This is a genomic window from Luteimonas gilva (genome assembly GCF_005239095.1).
Classification (GTDB): domain Bacteria; phylum Pseudomonadota; class Gammaproteobacteria; order Xanthomonadales; family Xanthomonadaceae; genus Luteimonas_C; species Luteimonas_C gilva.
In genome coordinates, this window is record NZ_SZUA01000002.1 from 703,405 (window position 1) to 725,605 (window position 22,201).

32 protein-coding genes are annotated in these 22,201 nt (G+C 63.5%); 7 read left to right on the top strand and 25 right to left on the bottom strand.

The window, feature by feature from the left end; all coding sequences use genetic code 11:
• Positions 1 to 43 precede the first annotated feature (43 nt).
• The 3 genes from FCE95_RS11125 to ppa form a co-directional block, all read right to left on the bottom strand.
• Positions 44 to 331: a contact-dependent growth inhibition system immunity protein gene (locus tag FCE95_RS11125; protein ID WP_137267084.1), complete on the bottom strand. Its 288-nt coding sequence runs from the start codon at positions 329 to 331 to the stop codon at positions 44 to 46.
• Positions 332 to 343: 12 nt separating this feature from the next.
• Positions 344 to 1,090 carry an RNase A-like domain-containing protein gene (locus tag FCE95_RS11130; RefSeq protein ID WP_137267085.1) on the bottom strand — a complete coding sequence of 249 codons (747 nt, stop codon included), beginning with the start codon at positions 1,088 to 1,090 and terminating at the stop codon, positions 344 to 346.
• Positions 1,091 to 1,257: 167 nt separating this feature from the next.
• The gene (gene ppa, locus FCE95_RS11135; protein ID WP_137267086.1) at positions 1,258 to 1,806 is read right to left on the bottom strand and encodes an inorganic diphosphatase; all 549 of its coding nucleotides are present in this window, start codon (positions 1,804 to 1,806) and stop codon (positions 1,258 to 1,260) included.
• Between the two features lie 189 nt (positions 1,807 to 1,995).
• On the opposite strand from ppa, the gene FCE95_RS11140 reads away from it, so the two are divergent.
• The 3 genes from FCE95_RS11140 (at position 1,996) to FCE95_RS11150 (ending at position 5,364) form a co-directional block, all read left to right on the top strand.
• Positions 1,996 to 3,549, top strand: coding sequence for a M91 family zinc metallopeptidase (locus FCE95_RS11140; RefSeq protein WP_137267087.1), 1,554 nt, complete (start codon positions 1,996 to 1,998; stop codon positions 3,547 to 3,549).
• Positions 3,550 to 3,661: 112 nt separating this feature from the next.
• The gene (locus FCE95_RS11145; RefSeq protein ID WP_223266863.1) at positions 3,662 to 4,291 is read left to right on the top strand and encodes a hypothetical protein; all 630 of its coding nucleotides are present in this window, start codon (positions 3,662 to 3,664) and stop codon (positions 4,289 to 4,291) included.
• A gap of 152 nt (positions 4,292 to 4,443) precedes the next feature.
• Positions 4,444 to 5,364 carry an alpha/beta fold hydrolase gene (locus FCE95_RS11150; protein ID WP_137267089.1) on the top strand — a complete coding sequence of 307 codons (921 nt, stop codon included), beginning with the start codon at positions 4,444 to 4,446 and terminating at the stop codon, positions 5,362 to 5,364.
• 183 nt (positions 5,365 to 5,547) lie between these two features.
• Here FCE95_RS11150 and FCE95_RS11155 read toward each other — a convergent pair whose 3' ends face one another.
• Positions 5,548 to 7,593, bottom strand: a complete 2,046-nt coding sequence (locus tag FCE95_RS11155; RefSeq protein WP_137267090.1) for a sodium-translocating pyrophosphatase — start codon at positions 7,591 to 7,593, stop codon at positions 5,548 to 5,550.
• A 169-nt stretch (positions 7,594 to 7,762) separates the two neighbouring features.
• Between FCE95_RS11155 and FCE95_RS11160 the strand changes: the two genes are divergently transcribed.
• The 3 genes from FCE95_RS11160 (at position 7,763) to FCE95_RS11170 (ending at position 9,328) form a co-directional block, all read left to right on the top strand.
• A complete protein-coding gene (locus tag FCE95_RS11160) occupies positions 7,763 to 8,269 on the top strand; it encodes a hypothetical protein (protein WP_137267091.1) in 507 nt (168 codons plus the stop codon).
• A gap of 186 nt (positions 8,270 to 8,455) precedes the next feature.
• Positions 8,456 to 8,905, top strand: coding sequence for a PH domain-containing protein (locus tag FCE95_RS11165; RefSeq protein WP_137267092.1), 450 nt, complete (start codon positions 8,456 to 8,458; stop codon positions 8,903 to 8,905).
• 207 nt (positions 8,906 to 9,112) lie between these two features.
• Positions 9,113 to 9,328: a hypothetical protein gene (locus tag FCE95_RS11170; RefSeq protein ID WP_137267093.1), complete on the top strand. Its 216-nt coding sequence runs from the start codon at positions 9,113 to 9,115 to the stop codon at positions 9,326 to 9,328.
• On the opposite strand, the gene FCE95_RS11175 is transcribed toward FCE95_RS11170, so the two are convergent.
• From FCE95_RS11175 to FCE95_RS11255, 17 genes are all read right to left on the bottom strand, one after another.
• The gene (locus FCE95_RS11175) at positions 9,325 to 9,693 is read right to left on the bottom strand and encodes an MmcQ/YjbR family DNA-binding protein (protein ID WP_137267094.1); all 369 of its coding nucleotides are present in this window, start codon (positions 9,691 to 9,693) and stop codon (positions 9,325 to 9,327) included. The genes FCE95_RS11170 and FCE95_RS11175 overlap by 4 nt on opposite strands.
• A gap of 128 nt (positions 9,694 to 9,821) precedes the next feature.
• Positions 9,822 to 10,172 carry a nuclear transport factor 2 family protein gene (locus FCE95_RS11180; RefSeq protein WP_189644732.1) on the bottom strand — a complete coding sequence of 117 codons (351 nt, stop codon included), beginning with the start codon at positions 10,170 to 10,172 and terminating at the stop codon, positions 9,822 to 9,824.
• 150 nt (positions 10,173 to 10,322) lie between these two features.
• Positions 10,323 to 10,577: a DUF2164 domain-containing protein gene (locus tag FCE95_RS11185; RefSeq protein ID WP_137267096.1), complete on the bottom strand. Its 255-nt coding sequence runs from the start codon at positions 10,575 to 10,577 to the stop codon at positions 10,323 to 10,325.
• A gap of 70 nt (positions 10,578 to 10,647) precedes the next feature.
• Positions 10,648 to 10,980: a carotenoid oxygenase family protein gene (locus FCE95_RS11190; protein WP_223266864.1), complete on the bottom strand. Its 333-nt coding sequence runs from the start codon at positions 10,978 to 10,980 to the stop codon at positions 10,648 to 10,650.
• A 69-nt stretch (positions 10,981 to 11,049) separates the two neighbouring features.
• The gene (locus tag FCE95_RS11195; RefSeq protein ID WP_137267097.1) at positions 11,050 to 11,547 is read right to left on the bottom strand and encodes a DUF2938 domain-containing protein; all 498 of its coding nucleotides are present in this window, start codon (positions 11,545 to 11,547) and stop codon (positions 11,050 to 11,052) included.
• A gap of 16 nt (positions 11,548 to 11,563) precedes the next feature.
• Complete coding sequence (locus FCE95_RS11200; RefSeq protein WP_223266865.1) at positions 11,564 to 12,076, bottom strand: DUF2867 domain-containing protein; 513 nt, start codon at positions 12,074 to 12,076, stop codon at positions 11,564 to 11,566.
• Positions 12,073 to 12,660 carry a metal-dependent hydrolase gene (locus FCE95_RS11205; protein ID WP_137267099.1) on the bottom strand — a complete coding sequence of 196 codons (588 nt, stop codon included), beginning with the start codon at positions 12,658 to 12,660 and terminating at the stop codon, positions 12,073 to 12,075. The genes FCE95_RS11200 and FCE95_RS11205 overlap by 4 nt, the downstream gene beginning before the upstream one ends.
• A gap of 42 nt (positions 12,661 to 12,702) precedes the next feature.
• Positions 12,703 to 13,326, bottom strand: a complete 624-nt coding sequence (locus tag FCE95_RS11210; protein WP_137267100.1) for a DJ-1/PfpI family protein — start codon at positions 13,324 to 13,326, stop codon at positions 12,703 to 12,705.
• Positions 13,327 to 13,724: 398 nt separating this feature from the next.
• Positions 13,725 to 14,102 (bottom strand): VOC family protein, encoded by a 378-nt coding sequence (locus tag FCE95_RS11215; protein WP_137267101.1) that lies wholly within the window; start codon positions 14,100 to 14,102, stop codon positions 13,725 to 13,727.
• A gap of 10 nt (positions 14,103 to 14,112) precedes the next feature.
• Positions 14,113 to 14,559: a carboxymuconolactone decarboxylase family protein gene (locus FCE95_RS11220; protein WP_223266866.1), complete on the bottom strand. Its 447-nt coding sequence runs from the start codon at positions 14,557 to 14,559 to the stop codon at positions 14,113 to 14,115.
• 83 nt (positions 14,560 to 14,642) lie between these two features.
• Positions 14,643 to 15,023 (bottom strand): VOC family protein, encoded by a 381-nt coding sequence (locus tag FCE95_RS11225; RefSeq protein ID WP_137267103.1) that lies wholly within the window; start codon positions 15,021 to 15,023, stop codon positions 14,643 to 14,645.
• A 53-nt stretch (positions 15,024 to 15,076) separates the two neighbouring features.
• Positions 15,077 to 15,508 (bottom strand): hypothetical protein, encoded by a 432-nt coding sequence (locus FCE95_RS11230; protein WP_137267104.1) that lies wholly within the window; start codon positions 15,506 to 15,508, stop codon positions 15,077 to 15,079.
• A gap of 352 nt (positions 15,509 to 15,860) precedes the next feature.
• The gene (locus tag FCE95_RS11235) at positions 15,861 to 16,088 is read right to left on the bottom strand and encodes a hypothetical protein (protein WP_137267105.1); all 228 of its coding nucleotides are present in this window, start codon (positions 16,086 to 16,088) and stop codon (positions 15,861 to 15,863) included.
• A gap of 175 nt (positions 16,089 to 16,263) precedes the next feature.
• Positions 16,264 to 16,740 carry a DUF4262 domain-containing protein gene (locus FCE95_RS11240; RefSeq protein ID WP_137267106.1) on the bottom strand — a complete coding sequence of 159 codons (477 nt, stop codon included), beginning with the start codon at positions 16,738 to 16,740 and terminating at the stop codon, positions 16,264 to 16,266.
• Between the two features lie 13 nt (positions 16,741 to 16,753).
• On the bottom strand, positions 16,754 to 17,272 hold the full coding sequence (locus FCE95_RS11245) for a DUF4019 domain-containing protein (protein ID WP_137267107.1): 519 nt from the start codon (positions 17,270 to 17,272) through the stop codon (positions 16,754 to 16,756).
• 77 nt (positions 17,273 to 17,349) lie between these two features.
• Positions 17,350 to 17,700 (bottom strand): DUF2200 domain-containing protein, encoded by a 351-nt coding sequence (locus FCE95_RS11250; RefSeq protein WP_137267108.1) that lies wholly within the window; start codon positions 17,698 to 17,700, stop codon positions 17,350 to 17,352.
• A 14-nt stretch (positions 17,701 to 17,714) separates the two neighbouring features.
• Positions 17,715 to 18,140, bottom strand: a complete 426-nt coding sequence (locus FCE95_RS11255; protein WP_137267109.1) for a GNAT family N-acetyltransferase — start codon at positions 18,138 to 18,140, stop codon at positions 17,715 to 17,717.
• 296 nt (positions 18,141 to 18,436) lie between these two features.
• On the opposite strand from FCE95_RS11255, the gene FCE95_RS11260 reads away from it, so the two are divergent.
• Positions 18,437 to 19,306, top strand: coding sequence for an MBL fold metallo-hydrolase (locus tag FCE95_RS11260; RefSeq protein ID WP_137267110.1), 870 nt, complete (start codon positions 18,437 to 18,439; stop codon positions 19,304 to 19,306).
• Positions 19,307 to 19,354: 48 nt separating this feature from the next.
• On the opposite strand, the gene FCE95_RS11265 is transcribed toward FCE95_RS11260, so the two are convergent.
• The 4 genes from FCE95_RS11265 to FCE95_RS11280 form a co-directional block, all read right to left on the bottom strand.
• Positions 19,355 to 19,753 (bottom strand): hypothetical protein, encoded by a 399-nt coding sequence (locus FCE95_RS11265; protein ID WP_137267111.1) that lies wholly within the window; start codon positions 19,751 to 19,753, stop codon positions 19,355 to 19,357.
• Between the two features lie 597 nt (positions 19,754 to 20,350).
• Positions 20,351 to 20,746 carry a DUF1801 domain-containing protein gene (locus tag FCE95_RS11270; RefSeq protein WP_223266867.1) on the bottom strand — a complete coding sequence of 132 codons (396 nt, stop codon included), beginning with the start codon at positions 20,744 to 20,746 and terminating at the stop codon, positions 20,351 to 20,353.
• Between the two features lie 127 nt (positions 20,747 to 20,873).
• The gene (locus tag FCE95_RS11275; RefSeq protein WP_137267112.1) at positions 20,874 to 21,215 is read right to left on the bottom strand and encodes a potassium channel family protein; all 342 of its coding nucleotides are present in this window, start codon (positions 21,213 to 21,215) and stop codon (positions 20,874 to 20,876) included.
• A gap of 83 nt (positions 21,216 to 21,298) precedes the next feature.
• Positions 21,299 to 22,126 (bottom strand): hypothetical protein, encoded by an 828-nt coding sequence (locus FCE95_RS11280; protein WP_223266868.1) that lies wholly within the window; start codon positions 22,124 to 22,126, stop codon positions 21,299 to 21,301.
• Between the last annotated feature and the right edge of the window lie 75 nt (positions 22,127 to 22,201).

The following is a 22,201-nucleotide window of genomic DNA, read 5'->3' on the forward strand; positions in this document are numbered from 1 at the left end:
GGAAGAGCTCGCGGCTAAAGCCGCTCCTACAAAAACCCTAGCGTCAGGCGGTCAGGCGCTCTTCGATATCGCGCAACCACTCTTGGTAGTTGCCGCCATCCAGGCTGGGATCGTATTCGCTGCCCAAATCGCGCACTTGGCCGGCGAGTTCGTCCTCGTCCAGGCCCTGTTCCAGCAGGCGCGCGATTTCGTCGCGCAGCTGCGCCACCTGCAGCGCCGACTCGCCTTCGACGAAATAATCGACCACCGCGCCGGGCGTGTCGTGCTCGACGGCCCAGTCCTGGTGGAAATACGCGGACAGGAAATTGCGCAGCGCGGGGAAGTCGCTCATCGGACCTCGAGCTCAGGGAGCGGTCGGATATCCGGTGACGATTCTATAACCGATGCCCAGCGCGTCGGAACGTTCCAGCACGAGTTTCACCGAAAAAACGTCTTCGGCCTGGGTGTCGCCGCGTTTCACGGAAATGCCGGTGCTGGCGTCGAAGCGCTCGTCCAGCACCAGGCGCTTGCCGCCCTGGCCGGCGAGCCAGGCGTCCACCTGGGGCTGGTTCTCGGCGATGGTGGCGGCGATGAAATGTTCGGCGGCCGGCAGGTCGCGGAAACTGGACGATGCGCTGATGTTTTCCCTGTTCAGCCGATCGAGCAGGTCCTGCTCGCTCTTGCCGACATGGCGTTCGATCAGATGGCTGCCGGCTTTTTCGTGCGCTTCCAGGCCGCCGCCGGGCACTTCGCCCGGTTCGGTCGGAGGTTCGACGCTGCCGAGGTAAGCATCGAGCTTGCCTTGCGTGGCCTCCACGGCGTCGCGTTCGGCGCGCGACAGGTTGCCCGTCGGCAATTCGGCGAGGGCGCCTTGGATGCGTTGCAGCAGAGGATCGAGCGTTTCGGCGAAGGTCGGATCGCTCTGCGCCATCGCGATCGCATCGTCGGTTTGGCCGAGGAAGTCGACGAGCTTGTCGTCCGCGGCCAAATCTTCGAGATGCGATACCAGATCGCTGTCGGCCGCGGCTGCGGCCATCGCATCGGGCTTGCGCGCCTGCATCGGCGCAAGCGACCACTCGTTCGCGGACAAAGCCGGACGCACGCCGTCCATAGGTTCGCCTTCCGTTCGGGGGACGGCGGAAGGCTAGGCGGCGTCGAGGTGCGCGGCCAAGCTAGTGCAAGCCCTAGGGCGCGGGCTTTGTAGAGCGGAGCTTGCTCCGCTGCACTTGATCTACAAAAAAAGCAGCGGAGCAAGCTCCGCTCTACACAAGCCGAAGCTTAGAAATTCGGCTTGTCGGGCAGATCGTTGTAGCGTTCGATCGCTTCGCTGAGGATGGCCTTGGCCTCGGCCGCATTGCCCCAGCCGTCCAGCTTCACCCACTTGCCCTTCTCCAGATCCTTGTAGTGCTCGAAGAAGTGGCCGATGCGTTCGCACCAATGCGGGCTGACCTGGTCGATGTCGGCGATGTGGCTGTAGCCGGCGAACACCTTGTCGATCGGCACCGCCAGCAGCTTCTCGTCGCTGCCGGCTTCGTCCTTCATGCGCAGCACGCCGACCGGGCGGCAGCGGATCACCGAACCGGGGATCAGCGGCAGCGGCAGGATCACCAGCACGTCGGCCGGATCGCCGTCTCCGCACAGGGTGTGCGGTACGTAGCCGTAGTTGCAGGGATAGCGCATCGGCGTGGACAGGATGCGGTCGACGAAGATCGCGCCGCTGGACTTGTCCACCTCGTACTTGACCGGCTCGGCGTCCTTGGGGATTTCGATGATGACGTTGATTTCTTCCGGCGGGTTCTTGCCGGTGGGGACGAGGTCCAGGCCCATGGATGCTCCGAAGCAGGGTTCCGCGCCGTTTCCGGCGGGGAGGGAAGGGGGACGCCATTCTACGCGCGGCTGCTGCGGCGCAGCATCCCGAGTTTTACCCGGACACTAGGGAACGCCCTAGCTTGGTCGGTCCCATACGGGTGCGTATACATGCAATCCCGACCTATCCGGGAGCCATGAGGGAGCGCCATGACCGTCCAGTTCGACCCCGCCGTCCAGTCCTCGACCTCGCAGCCGCCGAGCTATTGGGAAAACCCCGCTGCACAGGATGCGCTGAACGGCGCCGGCCCGACCCAGACCGCCACGGCGGACCCGATCGAAACGACGCCGCGCCAGGCCGCCGACGACGCGATCGCCATCGACGGCAACGCCGCCGGCACCCGCCAGCCCGCGGGCCAGACCCCGGACGGCAAGACCATCCGCAATTCGCAGCTCGGCCAGGGCGAACAATCGACCGTCACCCGCGAGCAGACCATCGCCGACGCCGGCTTCGGCCAGCAATACGTCAGCAGCGACCAGGTCGTGTTCACCACCAAGGGCACCGGCAACGACGACGTGCAGGTGACCCAGCGCGACGACGGCACGCTGGACGTCGCGGTCAACGGCGAAAGCTACGAAGTGCGCCTGGGCGAAAACCAGGAACTGACCCTGCGCACCGGCGCCGGCAACGACACCATCAACGTCGCGCCGAACGTGAAGGTCAACATCGTCGTGGACAGCGGCGCGGGCGACGACAACATCACCACCGGCGCGGGCGACGACCGCATCGACGCCGGCATCGGCAACGACACCATCAGCAGCGGCGCCGGCCGCGACGACGTGTTCGGCAACAGCGGCAACGATAAGATCGAGGCCGGTGCGGGCGACGATGTGGTCTACGGCGGCGACGGCGACGACACGCTCGCCGGCAACGACGGCGTCGACTTCATCGAAGGCGGCAAGGGCGCCGACCGGCTCGACGGCGGCGCCGGCAAGAACATGCTGTCCGGCGGCCAGGGCGACGACGTCATCCGCAGCGGCGCCGACGGCAACCGCATCTACACCGGCGACGGCAAAGACACGGTCGAAGGCGCGACCACCGCCGACAAGGTCTACGGCCAGACCGCGGTCGATGCGATCAGCTTCGCCCAGGGCCAGCGCGACAACGGCCAAGTGGTCGTCAACGTCGAGCTCAACAGCAAGCTCGGCACGCAGGGCGTCAAGGTCGAAGGTTCGGACGCGTTCCGCCAGCGCGTGGAAGCCGAGATCGACTTCCTGCGCGCGTCGCCGAACGGCCAGCAGATGCTCGCCCAGTTCGACAAGGCCGCCGCCAACGGCAACACCGTCACCATCAAGGAACTGGCCAACGAGCAGAACGGCTACGCGCAGACGCTGGGCCGCGGCGACGCGGAGATCAGCAACGGCAAGGCGGGCGAGGGCTCGGACGTGCAGATCAGCTACAACCCGTCCTTCCATATGGACGCGTTCCCGGCGCCGGTCGTCGTGCTCTATCACGAGATGTCGCACGCCTATAACGGCGTGAACGGCACTTTCCAGCCGGGCACCTACCGCGGTACGGGTCCGGACAACGGCCAGGTGCCGAACGCCGAACGCCAGGCGGTGGGCCTGGAGACCAGCGCGCCGGCCTTCGATTTCGACGGCAATCCGGCCACGCCGGCCACCACCCACAACCCGATCGCCTTGACCGAGAACGGCATCCGCCGCGAGCTGGGCCTGCCGGATCGGCCGAGCTACTCGTTGTAAGGACGCGATCGACGGGGGAGGGATCCCGTGAAGGAATACGGGAACGGGCGGTGCATTCGTGCACCGCCCGTCTTAATTCAAGGAGAGCGAGATGGGAAATTTGCCGCGGCCGATGAACGCGCTTATGTTGGCGATGCTCGCCGCAGGTTACGGGTTGACCGCCGCCTCGGCGCCCGACGCCGCGCCTACGGCCACGGAGAACGCCATGTCCACGCAGGACCGCCACACCGCACGCGTCGCCGGCGCGGACGCCGCGCTCGAAGCGAGCTTCGAATACGCCGAGGGCGCGCCGCTGAAGGTGACGTACCGCTTGCGCAACGAAGGCAAGGCGCCGTTGATGGCGTTCGACCGCGGCAACCGGCACGCGGTGCTGACCAAGAAGCTGACGCAGGGCGACGTCGCCGCGCCTACGTTTTCGCAAGAGGACGCCGACCTCACCTTGAGCCATCGCGCATTGCCCTTGTCCAAGCCGCATCCGATCGTTCCGCCGACGCCGCTGGCTTCGCGCGTGGAGCCCGGCGCGACTTTGGAAGACGCCTTCGAATTCGCCATGGATACCGACGTGCCGGTCGACCGCGTGCGTTGGTGTTTGGGCGTGGTCCCGTTCGCCGACGATTTCAAAGCGCTCAAGCCCGAGCCGAACAAGCCGGAGGTGTGGCTGGGTTCGCTGTCGCACGCCGAGAGCCAGCAACTGCTGTGCACGCCTTGGTTCGATTTGGCGACGTCGTCGTTCGAGTCCTGACCGCTTTCGCTTTGTAGAGCGGGGCTTGCCCCGCTGCTTTTGATGGGCACCTACAGAAGGCAGCGGCGCGCTGCGAAGTCAGGTTTCCATTCGCGTCGCCTTAACCGCGATTGGGTAAGGTCGGGCGCAGGAATTCGCGACCAGGACCCGCCATGCCCGCCTCACGCGCGCGCGGATCGAGCGCTCGCCGCATCGAGTCCGCCGAAACCGCGGTGCGCCATCGCAGGATGACGCTCGACGGCCTCGAAATCTTCTACCGCGAAGCCGGCCCGAAAGACGCGCCCGTCGTGCTGCTGCCTCACGGCTATCCGTGCTCGTCCTACGAATTCCGGCAGTACATGCCGCGGCTCGCTGACCGCTGGCGGCTGCTGGCCCCGGATTTTCCGGGCGCGGGCTACAGCGGAACGCCGGAAGATTTCGACTACGGCTTCGATGGCTATGCCGACTTCTTGGAACGTTTCCTCGCCAGGCTGAGAATCCGCCGGTTCGCGCTGTACCTTCACGATTTCGGTTCTCAGATCGGGCTTCGTCTTGCGATGCGTCGGCCAGAACGCATCGCCGCGCTCATCGTCCAGAACGGCGACATCTACGAAGACCAACTCGGGCCGAAATACAAAGCGATCCAGGCCTATTGGCGCGCGCCGACGGCGGCCAACAAGAAGGTGATCGCCGAGGCGATCAGCGAAGAGGGATACAAGGACGAATTCCTCAACGACGTGGGAAAAGACGTCGCCGAGCGCATGCCCGAAGACCTATGGCGCCTGCATTGGGCGCTGACCACGCCGGCGCGGCGCCGGATCAACTTGCGCGTGATCCTGGGATTGAAAGAGAACCTGGATTGGTTTCCGCGCTATCAAGCTTATCTTCGCGAGCATCGGCCGCCGACGCTGATCGTCTGGGGCCCGCGCGACGGCTACATGCCCGCCGGCGCGGCGCGCGCGTACTTGCGCGATCTGCCTAACGCCGAGCTGCACCTGTTCGAAGACGGCGGGCATTGGCTGCTGGAAACGCACCTGGAACCGGTGGTCGCCTTGAGCCGGGATTTCCTGGGAAGAGTGTGGGAGCGGCTTTAGCCGCGAGCTTTCACCAGCGGCATGCAGGAAGAACTCGCGGCGGAAGCCGCTCCACAGGAGCAGGCCATCCGAGCCACGAAAAAGCCCCGCCGAAGCGGGGCTTGGATTCGTCGGCTTGCCCTCTCCCAAGCGGGAGAGAGGAGTTGGTGCCGTGCGGAATCGCTTCGGCTAGGCCGCCGCGATCTAGAGCAGCGGTACCAACAAAAGAGCGACGATATTGATGATCTTGATCAGCGGGTTCACCGCCGGACCTGCCGTGTCCTTGTAGGGATCGCCGACCGTATCGCCGGTCACCGCCGCCTTGTGCGCGTCGGAACCCTTGCCGCCGTGATGGCCGTCTTCGATGTACTTCTTGGCGTTGTCCCAGGCGCCGCCGCCGGTGGTCATCGAAATGGCCACGAACAGGCCGGTGACGATGGTGCCGATCAGTACGCCGCCGAGCGCGCGGATGCCGGCGCCGGGGCCCATCAGGAAGTTCATCACGAACGCGATCACCACCGGCACCAGCACCGGCAGCAGCGAGGGCACGATCATTTCCTTGATCGCCGACTTGGTCAGCATGTCGACCGCCCGCGAATAATCGGGCTTGCCGGTGCCTTCCATGATGCCGGGGATCTCGCGGAACTGGCGTCGCACCTCTTCCACCACGCTGCCGGCCGCGCGGCCGACGGCTTCCATCGCCATCGCGCCGAACAGGTACGGGATCAAGCCGCCGATGAACAGGCCGATGATCACCGCCGGATCGCTGAGCGAGAACGCGGCCGTCTTGCCCGCCGCTTCCAGGTTATGCGTGTAGTCGGCGAACAGCACCAGCGCCGCCAGCGCGGCCGAACCGATCGCATAACCCTTCGTCACCGCCTTGGTGGTGTTGCCGACGGCGTCCAGCGGATCGGTCACGTTGCGCACTTCCGGCGGCAGTTCCGCCATTTCGGCGATGCCGCCGGCGTTGTCGGTGATCGGACCGTAAGCGTCCAGCGCGACGATCATGCCGGTCATCGACAGCATCGCGGTCGCGGCGATGGCGATGCCGTACAGGCCGCCCAGCGAGAACGAAATCCAGATCGCCAAGCACACCGCGATCACCGGCAGCGCGGTCGACTTCATCGACACGCCCAGGCCGGCGATGATGTTGGTGGCGTGGCCGGTGGTGCTGGCCGCGGCCACGTGCTGCACCGGCGCGTACTGGGTGCCGGTGTAGTACTCGGTGATCCAGACGATCACGCCGGTGAGCAGCAATCCGGTGATCGAGCAAAGGAACAGGTTGCCGGCGCCGAGCGGCGAGCCGCCCATCAGCGAGGTGGTGATCGGGTAGAAGAACACCGCCGCGATCACGCCCGACACGATCACCCCCTTGTACAGCGCGCCCATGATGCTGCTGCCGTCCTTCGCCTTGACGAAGAAGGTGCCGATGATCGATGCGATGATCGACGCGCCGCCCAGCACCAGCGGGTACAGCACCGCGTTGCCGCCGACGGTGGCCGACATCAGGCCGCCCAGCAGCATCGTCGCGATCACGGTGACCGCGTAGGTTTCGAACAGGTCCGCGGCCATGCCGGCGCAGTCGCCGACGTTGTCGCCCACGTTGTCGGCGATCACCGCCGGGTTGCGCGGATCGTCTTCCGGAATGCCGGCTTCGACCTTGCCCACCAAGTCCGCGCCGACGTCGGCGCCCTTGGTGAAGATGCCGCCGCCCAATCGCGCGAAGATCGAAATCAGCGAACTGCCGAAGGCCAGGCCGACCAGCGCGTGCAGCGCTTGATCGGTGGAACGGCCGGCATACATCAGCAGGCCGTAATAACCGGCGACGCCCAGCAAGCCCAGGCCGACCACCAGCATGCCGGTGATCGCGCCGCCGCGGAACGCGACGTCCATCGCCGGGCCGATGCCGCGGCGCGCCGCTTCGGCGGTGCGCACGTTGGCGCGCACCGACACGTTCATGCCGATATAGCCCGCTGCGCCCGACAGCACCGCGCCGAGGAAGAAGCCGAACGCCGTCGGCCAGCCGAGGAAAAAGCCGATCACCAGCAGCAGCACCGCGCCCGCGATGCCGATGGTGGTGTATTGGCGGTTGAGGTAGGCGCGTGCGCCTTCCTGGATCGCCGCCGCGATCTCTTGCATGCGTTCGTTGCCGGCAGGCTGGGCGTTGATCCAGCGTGCCGAGAAAATCCCGTAAACGATCGCGACGACGGCGCAGAGCAGCGCCAACCACAAACCGTACTCAACCAGCATGAACCCCTCCCGTGGCAATGCCCGATGGCAACCGGCCGACTATGGCATAGGCTCCCGGCGCCCGCCAAACCGGGACTTTGCACGGTTTTTGTTGCGCTGCCGCGAGCGTCACGGCCCGGTTCAGCCGGCCCGTGCCAGCCTGCCGGCCTGGTTTCCGAGGAGTTCCGCCATGCGATTGGCCCCGTTGATCGTCCTAGCCGCCCTCGCACTGCCTGCGGCCGCGGCCGATCCCAAGCCCGAGATCGATCGTCCGGTGGGCAAGCCCCAGGCCGTGGGCGTGGTCCACACCTTGCGGCAGATTCCCGAGGCCTGCGCCCGGGTCGAAGGCGCGTTCACCGGCCAGGCCGCCGAGCCGTACAAGTTCGCGGTGGTGCGCACCAGTCCGAATTGCCAGCCGCGCGCCCGCTTCGTCGATGCGGCCAAGGCCAAGGCCGACGCCAAGAGCGGCTGGATCTTCAACGACCTGATCCGCGTGCCCAGCGCCGCGTGCTCGTCGCAGATGGCCGTAGTGCGCATCTGGCGCAAGCCCGCCGCCGGCGCGCCGCCCAAGTTGGATGCGCAGGGCCGTTCGCGCATCTATCTGAAGGAATCGGTGGATGTCGCGAAGAAAGGCGATTTGGCCGCGTTGCCGATCTACGCCGCATCGATGGGCGTGGAAGGCAAAGCCTGCAATTGACTTCGCGGCGCGGGCTTTTTTGTAGGAGCGGCTTTAGCCGCGAGCTCTTTCTCGCATGTCCGGCGATCTCAGAAAGAGCTCGCGGCTAAAAGCCGCTCCCACAAAAAAGCAGCTCGCGCAAGCTTGACCGATCCTCGCGATCGCCGGCGTTATGATGAAGACCGCCTTCATCCCAGGAAACGCCCGATGGAACCGGCCGACACCGCGCTTCCCTCCACTCCCGAAACCGAAGCCTGGTCCGGCACGCCCTCGCAGTGGCAGAACCTGGGCTGGTGGATCGCCTGCGTGCTGGTGGTGCCGATTCCGTGGGCGCTGTGGCGATGGCTGGTCACCCGCAACACCCGTTACGCGCTCACCGACCAGCGCTTGAAAACCACCCGCGGCGTGTTCAACCGCGTCACCGACGACTTGGAGCTGTACCGGGTCAAGGACACGCATTTCCAGCAGAGCTTCTGGCAGCGCCTGGTCGGCATCGGCGATATCGTGCTCAGCACGTCCGACGCGACCACGCCGACTTTGGTGCTCGGCGACATCAAGCAGGCCGAAAGCGTGCGCGAACGCATCCGCGCGCTGGTCGAGCGCCGGCGCGACGCCAAGCGCGTGCGCGAGCTGGATCTGGGACACGAGGCGCTCTGATCAGGGGGGCGGCTTTTTGTAGGAGCGGCTTTAGCCGCGAGCTTTTTCCCGCAAAATCGCAGCCATGCCGCGATTTCAAGGAAAAAGCTCGCGGCTAAAGCCGCTCCTACAAAAGCGGAGCCGCTCGGTTTCGGCTATGCAACCTTTCCTGCGCTGTCGCCGTCGGGCAGCGATGCCTGGACGCCCGCTCGGCTCGGCCGGCGTGGCTTGAAGGCGGGTGCGGCCGAGACCGTCCCGATCGCGCGCGAGCCGGGCGATAGTTGCCTCTACGACGCGAAGATCGTTTGGCGCGATGGCGGCACCTTAATCCATCAGGGCTTGGATTTCTGCGAGTACATCACCTATCACCCCGGCCGCTATCTGTACGCGCCGGCCGCGACGGAAGCGGGACAGCGCGTCGCCCAAGCGGACGCCGTGCGCTAATCGGGCCTCGCCGCCAGCAAGGCGTTGCGGCGTTTCGCGCTGAGCGCGTCCAACGCCTTGCGGTGCGACCATTCCACCAGTTCGCGTAGGTACGCCGTGGGCACGGTGCGCACGTCGACCACGGTGACCCAGCGCCAACGCCCCATCCAGCGCGCGGGCTTGATGCCGGGCACGTCGGTAAGCTCGATGAAGCGTTCGGGCGAGGCGCGGAAGCTGAAACGCCAGCGTTCCGGTTCGCTGGTCTTGAAATAGGCGAAGGTCTTGCCGCCGACCGAGTAGACGAGCACATTCATCGGTTCTTGCAGCAAGCGCGATTCGGCGCCGGGAAGGCTTGCGCAGAATTTCTTGAGCTGTGCGGTGTTCATGCGGAATCGAGTTTTTGTGGGAGCGGCTTTAGCCGCGAGCTCTTTCCCGCATACTGTGGCGACATAAGCAAAAGCTCGCGGCTAAAGCCGCTCCCACAAGAAAAGAGCCATGGCGGCGCGCATGGATACTAGACCGGCGTCTGTTGGTTGAACGCCAACTTCCATGCACCGTCTTCTTTCACGTACACGCTGCCGACGAAAGCCTCGTGCGCCTTATCGTCGCCGGCCCGCCGCGCTTCGGCGCGGTAGGTGACCATCGCCACGCCCGGCGCAGGCTCGATCACGGCCATGTCCCGCAATTCGATCTGCTCCCAGCGCGCCAGATCGTCGATCGCATCGACGATGGCTTGCCGATCGAGGATGCCGGCCGGCTCCGGATAAACCGCCCTGGCCTCGGCGGCCAGATGCTCATCGTAGAAATTCCGCGTCCCTTTCCAGAATCGCGATTCCAATTCTCCCAGTTCCCGATCCAGGCTCATGCCTACCTCCAAGTCGAAAGCTTGCATCCAGTGTCGCCGCGCGCCGGTTTCGCTCGCGTGACGGCGCGATCAGCGTACGACGATCAAGTCCGGCAAATCGCTCAGCGTCGTCGCTGCCGCAAATCGCCTGGATTCGCCTATCTCGTCGGCTCAGCGCTTGAAATCCGTGCGCTGCTCCAACTGGTAGATCGCGTCCTGGATGTCGTCCATCTTCGCCGCCAGCGCGGCCTGCGCATCGTACAGGCCGCGGTTGTAGAAATACGCGCCGACTTCGCCGGCGAAGAAGTCGAGCAGGAATTCGGCGTCGAAGCGCCCGATCTGCTGCTGCAGTTCTTCGGAGAAATAGGATTGGATCTTGCGGACGAGGATCGCCTTCTCCTCGTCCGTGAACTGGATATCGGCCATGCCGTTCGCTCGCGCCGGGTTAGGCGCGATGATCGGCCGGTCCGAGAAACGGCGCAAGCGCGGCGAAGATTCAGCTCGAATGCCGATAAGCGTAAGCGGCCATCGCCAAAGCGGCGATCAAGGCCAGCAGTACGACGAACCCGTAGCGCAGATGGAACGGTATCGGGCTGCGTTCCAGTCCGGCTTCCATCGTTTTCGTGTCGAGGATCCAGCCGTGGTTGCACTCGGAACAAGCGAGCTGATAGCGCTTGTTGTAGACGAAACCGAACAGCAGATCGAATTCGCCGAACGAATACTTCAACTGCGGAAGGAAATCCCGCTCTTCGCCGCAGCGCGGACAATGCCGGCTTTCCGCGGGCCCGACTACGACCGTCCGTTCCCCTTGTCCGATCATGAACATCATGTCGGAAACCTCCCCCGTCTCGCCCCTGCCGGCAGTGTTGCAGCGAGGGACGGGAGCGTCAACGCGGCGCTACCAGAGGCGGCTCAAAGCCAGCGCGCTCGCGTACAGGCCGACGCCGAACACCGCATGCGTCGCAAGGCTCTTCAGCCGCGCTTGGCGCGGGTTCGGCGTCTTCGACGCCGCGATACCGAAACCGAACGAAGGCTGCATGATCAAGAACGGCACGGCCACCGTGGCGATTCCGAAAACCAACGCCGGCCACAGCGTAGGCCGCTGCGACCATTCGGCCGGCGCCAGTGCGAGCAGCGCCACCGCGAAGATCGCGCCGATCAAGTAGTGCGCGACCCAACCCACCGCGCATTCGCGCGGCTTGGGCGGCGCGGCGCCGATGTTCGTGTGCTTGAACGTGCCCGCCGGCATGTGGCCCAGCCAGCGGCCGACCAGGCAATAGCTGAGCGAAGGAATGCGGAAGGCGCGCTTGAGCAGCAGCGCCCACAGGTCCATCGTCAAAGTGGCGCCGATGCCGATGAGCAGGCCGGCTAACAGCAGGTTAGGTGCGAAGCTCATGGCTCTCCGAGAAGGGTCAAGCTTTGGGCCAGCCCGCAAGCGCCGCGCGCCGCAAACTGGAGCGGACGATGATGCGGTGGAACGGCGCGATCAAACGGATATAGGTGCGGCCGAGCAGGTTGTGGCAATGGACGACCGTGGACAGGATCAAGCGGCGTTCGTCCTGGGCCGCCGGACACAGCAAGGACAGCCGGAAGTCGAGATGCTTGTCGTCCTCGCCCATCACGATCTCATTCGGCGCCACGCTGTAGATCTTGAACATGCCGACACGTTCCGTCCGGCTGGCCGCATCGTTCGCGAGCGAGCCGGCCGTTTTCAAGCCGAAGCCGGCCACCAGCGCGTCGCGCAACTTCATCAACGCCGCGGCCCAAGGCGAATGTTGGGAAAAGATGAAGCGGGCCAGGCGTTCGGGATCGTTCGAAGCCTCCGCCGGAAGCGCGATCGAGTAGGCGTCGGCGAAGCTCACGAGCGGATAGGCGCGGACGATGGCCGAGTCCGCGGGCAGCGGAACCGAAGCGACGCGATTCAACGATGCAATCCGATCGACCATGCGAGGAAGACCCACCAAATAGGAGCGACGGCCAGCGCCGGAATCGCGACGGCGCGGAAAGGAACGCGCCGGGCCGCAGCGACGATAACGGCCAGCGCAGGCAATAATACAACCAGCTCGATCAGCAAATTGCGCCAAAGGTAGTAATTGCCCAGCGCCAGCCGTCCGGCGCTGGGGAGCACGCCGAACGGCATGGAAAGATCGGGATCGGAAAGCGGCCACAGCAGCGGCACCGGATGCGCGCCGACGAGCAAATCCAAGGCGGGATGAGAAAGGCTGGCCGCCAAAAGACCGAGAAATGGCGTTGGTAGCGGGTGCTCGCGACGCAAGGACTTGGCGTATAGCCAAGCCGACGCAGCGGTCGTCAAGCCGAACAGCAGCGAATGGGTGATGCGCGGCGCGGGAACGGCGTGGAACAGCCAAATGGCGAGGTAATCCAAATCCGGGCAGATGGCCAGGAAAACGAAAACAGGCGGCGCCCGAAGCGACTGCCGATCGCTAAGCCGGTTGCAAGCGAGATAAGCCGCAACGCCCGCTGCGGCATGGCCGACGACGGACGACATAGGCCGCGATTCCGCTGCGGAGATTTTGCCCGGTGAACCGAGTCAGGCTCCGCCACGGAGCGTCTGCGTTGCGAGGTAGGGCGCGATGTTGCGCATGCCGCGAGCGACGTATTCCTCTTTTTCCCCGACCGGCGCCACGTAATGCAACGCCGCCATCGCCGCTTCTTCGCCCTCGAAGCGGGCGATGAGCCAAGCGGCCAGGTACTGCGACGAGAAACAGCCGCCGGCGGTGGCGACATTGCCCGAAGCGTAGAAAGGCTGGTTCAACACGGTCACGCCCGCCTCCTGCACCCAAGGCTTGGTGGTGAGATCGGTGCAAGCGGGAACGCCGTCGAGCAGGCCGAGCTTGGCGAGCAGCAGCGTGCCCGAGCATTGCGCGCCGATCAGCTGGCGCGATGGATCCAGGCGCAAAGCGGACAGGATGTCCGGGTCTTGGGCGATCTCCCGCGTCCGGATGCCGCTGCCGACGATCACCGCATCGGCCGAAACCGCTTCGGCCAGGGTCGATTGCCGGTGCACGGTCACGCCGTTCATCGAAGTGACGGCGGGCTCCGGGCAGCACAGCGTCACCCGCCAATCCGGCGTTTTGATGCGATTGAGCACGCCGAGCGCGACGATGGAATCGAGTTCGTTGAAGCCTGGGAAGGTGAGGATGGCGATGTGCATGATCGGTCCCGTCTAGGTCGGCGCGTCGAGATTGGCACGCTCCGATGAGAGCGGCGAGGGTCCAGTGTGAAGCCAATATGAGGTCGGGTCAGTCGCTCATGAACCAAACGTAGGTGTGCGTCCCGACTGCGCCTTCGACGAGCCGGACGATCCTTTGCACATGATCTTTCGCTTTCGGTTCGGTTATCGACGGCAAAATCCGCCTCAATTCATCCAAGAGGACCGGGATCTGCGCCTGGTTGAAGCAGGCGTCTCCATGCGCAACGATGAATCGCAAACATGCGCTGGCCGATTGACCGTACAGGAGCCGCTCAATCCAGAGAGAATCATCCCGGGATCGTCGACCGAAGCCAGTACCGTCCCGCGTTCGTCCTGCCATCGAACATCGATGCCCATGGTTAAATTCCGGTCGGCACGCCGAAGCAATGCGAGTAGCCGTCGTCGTCGGTCAGGAAGAATTCCGTTTGGCCGTAATCTCGCTGGCCGATGTCCGACACGGCGTAGCCGAGCCCGATCAGGCGATTCCTCGTCTCATGGAGGTCCGCCGGAGCCCAGTACAGCCGGATCCCTTCGTAATCCTCGGGTTTGACGGGCGTGCCGGCGCGCTGGTTGAGCATGAAGCGCAGGCCGTCCTTGCGCAGCATGCAGAAGACGAGCCTGCCGTCGTCCGCATGCATTTCGTTCTCCGCAACGAAGCCCAGGCCATCCACCCACAGCCGCAGACTCTTCTGCAGATCGGCGCTGGGGATGACGGGGATGCAGGATTGGACGGCCATGCTCGTCTCCTCAGCCGTGCGCCCTGACCCGATACGAGCCGGCTTCCGAACGAAAACCGATGGCCACACGGTTCCAAGCGTTGATGGCGGCGATGGCCCAAGTCAGGTCGGCCAGCTCCTTGTCCGAGAAATGGACGCGCACCGCGTGGTAAACGGCTTCGGGAGCGTGGCCGTCCTGGATGTTCGTCAAAGCCTCGGTCCACTCCAGCACGGCGCGTTCGCGATCGCTGTAGTAGGGCGCTTCGCGCCAGGCGTCGAGCCCGTACAGGCGCTGCTCGGTTTCGCCGGCGGCGCGGGCGTCCTTCCAGTGCATGTCGATGCAATAGGCGCAGCCGTTCATTTGCGATGCGCGCAGCTTGATCAGATGCAACAAGGCGATGTCGACCGATTCGTGGAGATAGGCGTCCATGGCCATCATCGCTTTGTAGGCGTTCGGGGCGGCCTTCCAAAATTCCATGCGCGGTTTCATAGGGTTCCTCTAGTCGGATTTCGATCCTGCCGCGATCCTACGCCACAACCGAGCGGCGTACCTGCAAAGGCTTAGTCCCAGCGGTTCGCATTCTTCGGAAAGCCGGGCCGCTGCAGCCGGACGACGCAGAACCGCTGTCCGGTGGGCGCCTGCATCACTACCCAGCGTTCCAGTTCCTTCACCACGCTCGCGCCCAGAGCTTCGAGCCGCGCGACCTCGGCAGGAATGTCGTCCGTCTCGATGTCCAGATGGACGCGGCTCTCGTGTTCGACCCGCTGGATCTGCACCATCGGCTCGTCCGGCGGCGTCGCGAGCATCACGTAATTGCCGCGCGTGCCCGAATGGTCGCGGTCGACCGGGCGACCCAGCGCCGCGGCCCAGAATTCGGCGGCGGCATCGATGTCCTCGACGTTGCAGTCGATCTGCATCGAGCAGAGGCGGGAATGGTGCATGGCGTCTCCTGAATGCGTGGAGTTATAGCGTGGGCTCGACTGCCCTGCATGAGCTACGGACCTTGGCGTCCGCATCGCCGGACCGACTTTGTGCAGGCCGTAGGCCGCCAATCGTTGCGATGCCAGCAGTATTGATCGTGGTCGAGAAGGATCAGATCCCAGGTGACCGGTTTGCCGGAGGCATCGAGCCGAGCTTCGCCGCCCATGGCCAGGCTTAGGCCGTTCGGTATCGGATGAAGCACCTGATAAGTGACTTCGCGGAGAAGCTCGCGAGTACCGTCTTCCTTAGCGGGAGCGTGTGTGAGACGAATCTGCCTTCGATCTTCGCTGAAGACGATATGCTCGGGCGAAACCTTGCAATCGTCGGATCCTTCCCAGCCCCATTGGCCGGGTAGCGCAGCGTAAGGGTCCAGTTGAGCCTGGGTGCCGGGGCCTTGCATGCATCCCAACGACATTAGAATTACGAACGGCAACAAATGCTTCATGTTCAGCCTATGGGTCTTGAATCCCCAAACGGTTCAATCGGTCCCTCGCAATCGTACGACAATCGATTCGGGTTCGGCTTTAACTGGTCCGTCTATGACCCTGCTTTCTCCGCCTTGCGCGAATCGCATATGAAATCGCGACCGCGGACAGCAAGAACCCGATCGAGAACTGCAGCAAGAAATGAGGCGGTTCGCTCTTATAGCCGCACCAAGCCTGAGCATTCGCCCCGAGCGCAGGGAAGACGTAACAAGGCAAGATGCCGAAGAGCAGGCCCACGATTGCGCTCGCGACGACGACGGCTGAAATGACGGCGAATTTGACCGGAAATGTCATAGGCGGGCAGATTCTCGCTTAAATGTCCTGGCTGCCGTACCGGTAAAGCCGGAAGCCTTCCCGCTGCTCGAAGCCCGCCGGCAGCCAGCCGCGAGCGAGGATTCTATCGGCGACGATGGCCATGCCGGCTCCCATCGGGTCTTGCATATCGTCGGAAATGGCCAGGACGAAGTCTTCCGGAAGACCGGAAAATCCATCGATGGACGCAAGTGCGGATCCGATATCCGTGAATGGTCGATCTTGCATGCAAGGCCTCGTGTTGAAAACTAGATTACGGCGTTGAACCCGGCCAGTACACCGCCGCCGTCCTCAGAACCGCCACTCCGATAAAGAGCGCATATTCTGCGGCGATGCTCCGCAGGTCGAACTCCGGCGGTGACGCCAAATACCCGCCAATCCGCCGCCAGCGGCCAATGTCTCCTCAAGTGCCCGTCGGAGCTTGCGCGATGACCGGCTGGGCCACGCGGAATTCCGCGGTCGCCTGGGGATGCCAAGGGAAGAGGCCCGACCGGGAAGGCCAGACGATCTGATAAAGCGGAAAACCGTTGCCTTGGTAGTACCACCGCGCGTAACCCACGTGCTCGTGGTATTCGGAAAGCGGCACTTGGACGAAGCAGCAGGCGTAGTCGTTGATCAGCGCGTCGGTCGGCTGCGACAGGTCCAGCGGCGATCCCGATTTCGCGGCATCGGCGGCGGTAGTGAGGATTCGGTGCGAAATCTTGGAGGGCAGGCCGAAAACGATCAGTTCGGGGTGCCCATAGCTTTGGAACAGGCCTATGGTGAAGGAGTACTCGACGAGTTCGCCTTCGGCCAGGATGTGGACGCAATGCCAGCCGTGCTCGGCGATGTCGTCGATGACTTTCTGTTCGCTGTCGTCTTCACCGATGGTGCGGATCATAGTGCGCCTGCCGTCAGCGGTTCGACGCGACGGCCGTTCGCGTATCGACGAAGTACCCGACGATCTTCCACGTACCGGCTTCTTTTTGCATCACCACTTTCTCGGTCGTAACGGTCTTGCCGGATGGACTCTTGAACTGGACCAGGACGTACTCGCCGACCGGGGCATTCCTGTCGACCCGCGTCGTGAAGCCGAATCCGTCGAGCCGGCGGTTCGGCGGCGTGCCGAAAGCTTTGTGGGCCAGTTTGACGACGTTGGTCCACATGAACTTGTTGGTCGAATCCCGCAGGGCCGGACCTGCCCGGACCCACGTCTCGTCGTATTGCTCGCGATCGATGAAATCCAGGTATCGGCGCGCCGCCGCTTCGGCTTCCTCTTGCTCTGCGGCCGTTCCCGGCGTCGGTTCCGGAAGCTTGTCGTTGCCGGTCGAGACCGAAACTCGGCAAGCGCCCAGTCCTATCGCGGCGAGGAACGCCAGGACGATTCCGGCATGCTTCAGCGCCGCGCGGTAACCGGTCGTTGGGCTCGGCACTTGGACCCCCTTCCCAAGCGAACTCGGCTTAGTCTGGAGCGGCTCGTTGCGGCGGTCAAATGCTCACCCTGGACTAATCATCGCCGCAAGATCTTCTCCATAGCCTTGCCCTTCGCCAGCTCGTCGATCAGCTTGTCCAGATAGCGTATTTTCCGCATCAGCGGATCCTCCACTTCTTCCACGCGAACGCCGCACACCATCCCTTTGATGAGCGAGCTGTTCGGATGCATGGCCGGCGCTTGTGCGAAAAACGTTTCGATGTCGTTTCCCTGGTCGATTTGCCGCTGCAATCCGGCTGGGTCGTAGCCGGTCAGCCAGCGGATGACTTGGTCGACTTCTTCCTTCGTCCGGTTCTTGCGTTCCGCTTTCTGCACGTACAGCGGATACACGCTGGCGAATTTCGTCGCGAAAATGCGGTGTTGGGGCATCGTCGTTGCTCGGTTCAATCCGTATAGCCGCCGGCGGCGGCCTGCTCGGGATTCTCGAAGATCGCCATCGCCGTGCGCATCCGCCTGAAACCGAACTTGCCGTAGAACGGCTCCTTGCCCGGCACCGCGTACAGGATGATCTTGCGGTGTCCCCGACAGCGATTCACCAGCCGCTGGATCAATTCCTTGCCTAGGCCCGTGCCCTGGTGGTCGGGGTGCACGGCGATGTCGCAGAGATAGGCGCAATCCACCCCGTCGGCCACGGCCCGCCCCGCCGCGACGACCGTGCCGCCGCTGCGCACGAAGAATTTGAACATGCTGTTGGAGAACGCCGTCTCCAGCCACTGCGCGCTCTTGTTGCCCAGCGGCGCGAGGCGGTACATCTCGGAGAGCGCAATCCAATCGACGCCTTCTGCGGTGTCGGACCATTCGATGGCCATCTTCAATCTCCCGGCGGTGTCTATGCAGGCATTATGAGCCGGACGGGCGTTCCTCTGAATTGGCCCTACAACCCAGCTTCGGAATGCGTGTTTGTTGGTAAGCCAATCCAGCCTGGGCCTCACCAGTCCAGCGCAAGATGCGCAACCAGGCAGTGGCGCTCAGCGATTCCGCTAAATGGCCCTGGCTGCGCAATGCAGCCACCCAATAATGCCGGCAAGCGTCGGCGACGCGATGCTTGCGGATCGTCCGCGCTTGAATTTCCGTTGATAATCCGCGGCCGAGGGGCGCGAAAAACATGTCCTTTACTTCATTGGGTAGGCTGCTGGCGGCCGCAGCTGTCGGCTTGTGTCTTGCCGTATTCGGTTCTGCGGCGGAGGCCAAGCCGGCATATCAGACGACGGAAGTCGCTCCGGGGCTATACAGCTTCGGCGCCGGCATGGCCTTCAACGCTTTCATGATTACGGACGGTGGCGTGATCGTCATGGACAGCTTCGACGCGGATTTCGCGAAAGCCTCGCTCGAGGCGATTCGCAAATTGACCGACAAGCCGATCAAGTACCTCGTCTATTCGCACAATCATTACGATCACATCAGCGGCGGGGCGGTGTTCAAAGCGGAAGGGGCGACGGTGCTTAGCCACCAGGCGACCGCCGACTGGCTGAAGAGCCATCCCAGTCCCGACGTGGTCATGCCCGACCGGACATGGTCCGGCGCCAAGTCGGAGCTGAAGCTCGGCGGCAAGGAGATCGATCTCCTTTATTTCGGCGCGAACCACGGCGAAGGCATGACCGTGTTCCGGTTTCCGAAGGAACATGCCATCTACACCGTCGACCTCGTCGTGCCCAAGCGGGTGGCTTTCACCTACATGCCCGATTTCTCACCCCGCGAGTGGGAGAGAACGCTGGCCGAAATGGAGCGGTTGGATTTCGACAAGGTGATGTACGCCCACAACGCGCCCTTCGGCCCGCGGTCGAGCGTTGCGGACCAGCTGAAGTATCTGCAAGACCTGAGGGCTGCGATCCTTGCCGAGCTGAAGAAGGGCACGCCCTTCATGAAGGTTCCGGACACCGTGAAACTGCCCCAATACGAGACGTGGGACGGGTACGAGGAATGGCTGCCGATGAACGCTTGGCGCGTTCTTCTTGAGATTGCGATGGGCGTGTAGGCAGCGCCGATAGGCTGGTTGGCTTATCCGCTTAACCGGCCTGCGGGCCTAGATGTCGAATCCGGGATGAAGGAATTCGCGAGGCTCGCCTATAGCCCAATCGGCGCCCATAAATCTGTCTTGGAGCTTCAGGCCGCCGGTGGTGTAGTGCAACTCCGTATCCAGTGGGATACCTAGCTTAGGAAGCAGGTCGCGCAGGATACGGAGGACTTCGGTGCGATCCGTCGTGTCTATATCGATACCGCAGAACTCGATTGGCCGCGAGCCATCGGATCGAGCGTCTCCAAGAAGAGATCCGCCGCCGGAGACATGGCCTAGATCCCTCGGCTCGATCGCGGCGTCGATCGGATCCTCGAACAAATGTCCCCGATCGAGCGGTTGGATAGGCGCCGGTATCTTGATGTAAATGAATTGTTCGACGTCGAACTCGGTTTCTTGCTCTGCCATACCCATTTCCGGCTGAGGTGTGGAGAGTCAAGTCGCGCCAGGAAGCGGCGTAGGCTTGGATGGGTTATTAGAGCGCGCCCACAGAACAGCGCCTATAGCTACGAGTATTGCGGATCCGATCGCTAGCCAACAGCCCCAAGTAAAATGCCGCCAAAGCAGTCTCGCGAGCGGTACGTATGCCGCGCAGAACGCCAAGGCGATAACCGTGCCGGCAACAGGGCGTCGCTTTAGGAGGACGATGGCGATGATGCCGATAGGGCCTAGCGCGATCCAACCTGCTTGAACAGCCGGGTTGGCTGCACGCATGTACTGCATGACAGGAAAGTTCGGTAGAAAGCGCAGCCAGAGATCCAGGGCTACGGCAAAAGGGCTAAGCGAGAGCACACCAATGGCCATGCGTGCTAGGCCCGTCGGCGCTGTCGTGTTCTCGGTGGTCACATATCCTCCGGTGGGGTCAACTTTGTTCTCAATAGCAAGTGTAGGGCGGGCTTTAGCCCGCCGCATGCGCATCCGACAAGGATCGTCGGTGGCATTTGAAGTCTTGGGCAGTCCTAAGGTCGAACGGCACGCGGCGGGCTGAAGTCCGCCCTACAAGACCTATTTCCAGCCGGACGAGCGGCCCGCTTGCCGGATCCATTCGCGGATCTCCGGCGCGCGCGCCTCGTCCAAAGTTTTCACCTTCACATAGCGGGATCCTTCCCCATGAGGCGGCGGCGGATCGAACTTCGCGCCGCCGAAGAAGACGACGTTCACCGAGACGTCGTAGGGGACTACTTCGATGATCCATCCGAGTTCCGGCAATCCGTAGTACGCCTTTTTCCATTTGATGGCGTACTGCAGCCCGGGAACCGTTTTGCGGATCAGCCCGTCCAGATGCTCGACGATGGGCTGCAGGTCCGGCATCACCCGCCGCATCCAATCCTCGATTTCGGCATGGCTGGACGAAGGTTCGGGCGGCTTACGGGTCGTGTTCTGTTTTAGCGATTTCGCCATTGCCCTCTCCTTTGGCCAGAATTCCGTTCGATCTGGATCGACGCAGTCAACGCCGGCTATCCGCGAAGGGTAAGTTTATCGGTGCAAATCTGGAAATCCGCCGGGTTCCATGATCGGTGAATGCACGTTATGGAGGCGGGTCGCTCTTGGCATCGTCCAGCGTCGCTGTCAGCGCCCTCACGGCGACGGCGGCGACCAACGCCGTGAGCAGGAGGCCGCATACCCCTATCAGAACCGCGATCGATCGCGTGAGGGGCGACCTTGGAACGATGTCCCCATAACCGATCGTCAATCCTGTTATGAATGAGAAATAGATCGATTGATGCAGGGGCCAGCCTTCGAGCAGGCCGATCACTATCCCGAGCGCGATCATGGCGCCGATCAGCCCCGACAGGATCGGCCATACCACCCGCAACCCGGCGATCAGCGTCCTGGTGAATACTCGTCTCAATGCCTGCGGATTATTCATGGCGCGCCTCCAGATAAACGGGTAGGCGAGCGGGTTATATCACCGGGCAAGTGTAGGGCGGGCTGAGGTCCGCTAGCGGCCCTTCAATCCGTCACAACAAAGCTGGTCTGGTCGACGCCGGTGTTGCCGGTTTTCGGGTCGTATGCGTAAACGGTGATGTGGTAGTTGCCCGGCGAATCGGGCGTCAACTGCGCACGGAATGTGTTCATCGCGGTCTGCATCAGCAGCGGGATGGTTTTGTAGTGGCGGCCGTCCTTGTCGACGATCGCGGCGACCTCCATGGCGTTGCCGTCCCACAAGCCGCCCGGCGTTACGATGCAGCCGCACATCATGACGACGTTCGCCGTGATCTTGTAAGGCGCTTGCTTGAGCGGCGTGTAGAGGTGCGTGCCCGGGCTCAATATGTCGACGATCATGCCCGGCACTTCGACGGTCAAGCCGTCGCCGGCGATGGGTTTCCCGGGAACCAGCCAGGTTTGCGTTTGCGACAATATCCTGGCTTGCTTCTTGATGTAGGGCGCCAGCACTTCGATGGTCAGGAAGGTCGGTTTTTCGATCGCCAAGGTGGCCTTGAACGAGGCGGCATTCTCGGTGATGGAGCCGTAGCGCGTCCGGGGCGTTTTCATGATGAGATCGGTGTTGCCGGTCCCGCCCTCGGTCACGCCTTCCGCCAGCACGCGGCCGCTATCGGCGTCCTTGATCCGGATCAGCGCGCCGCCGACGGATGAGCCGATGAATTTCCCATCCCGGGCTTTGGCCCTGACAACGATATCGGTGTCGACCGGCTGCGCTTGAAGCGCGCCTGCAATAGCCAGCAGCACGAATGCCATGAAATACGTCGGATAGCGCATGGTCTTCCTTATTGTCAGCGGCGACAGGTCAAGTGTAGGGCGGGCTTCAGCCCGCCGCATGTGCGATCCGCTGAGAAGCCAGCTCGTAGGCTGGGTTGGCTATATCAACCCAGCATTGCACGGCTAGCAAAGGAA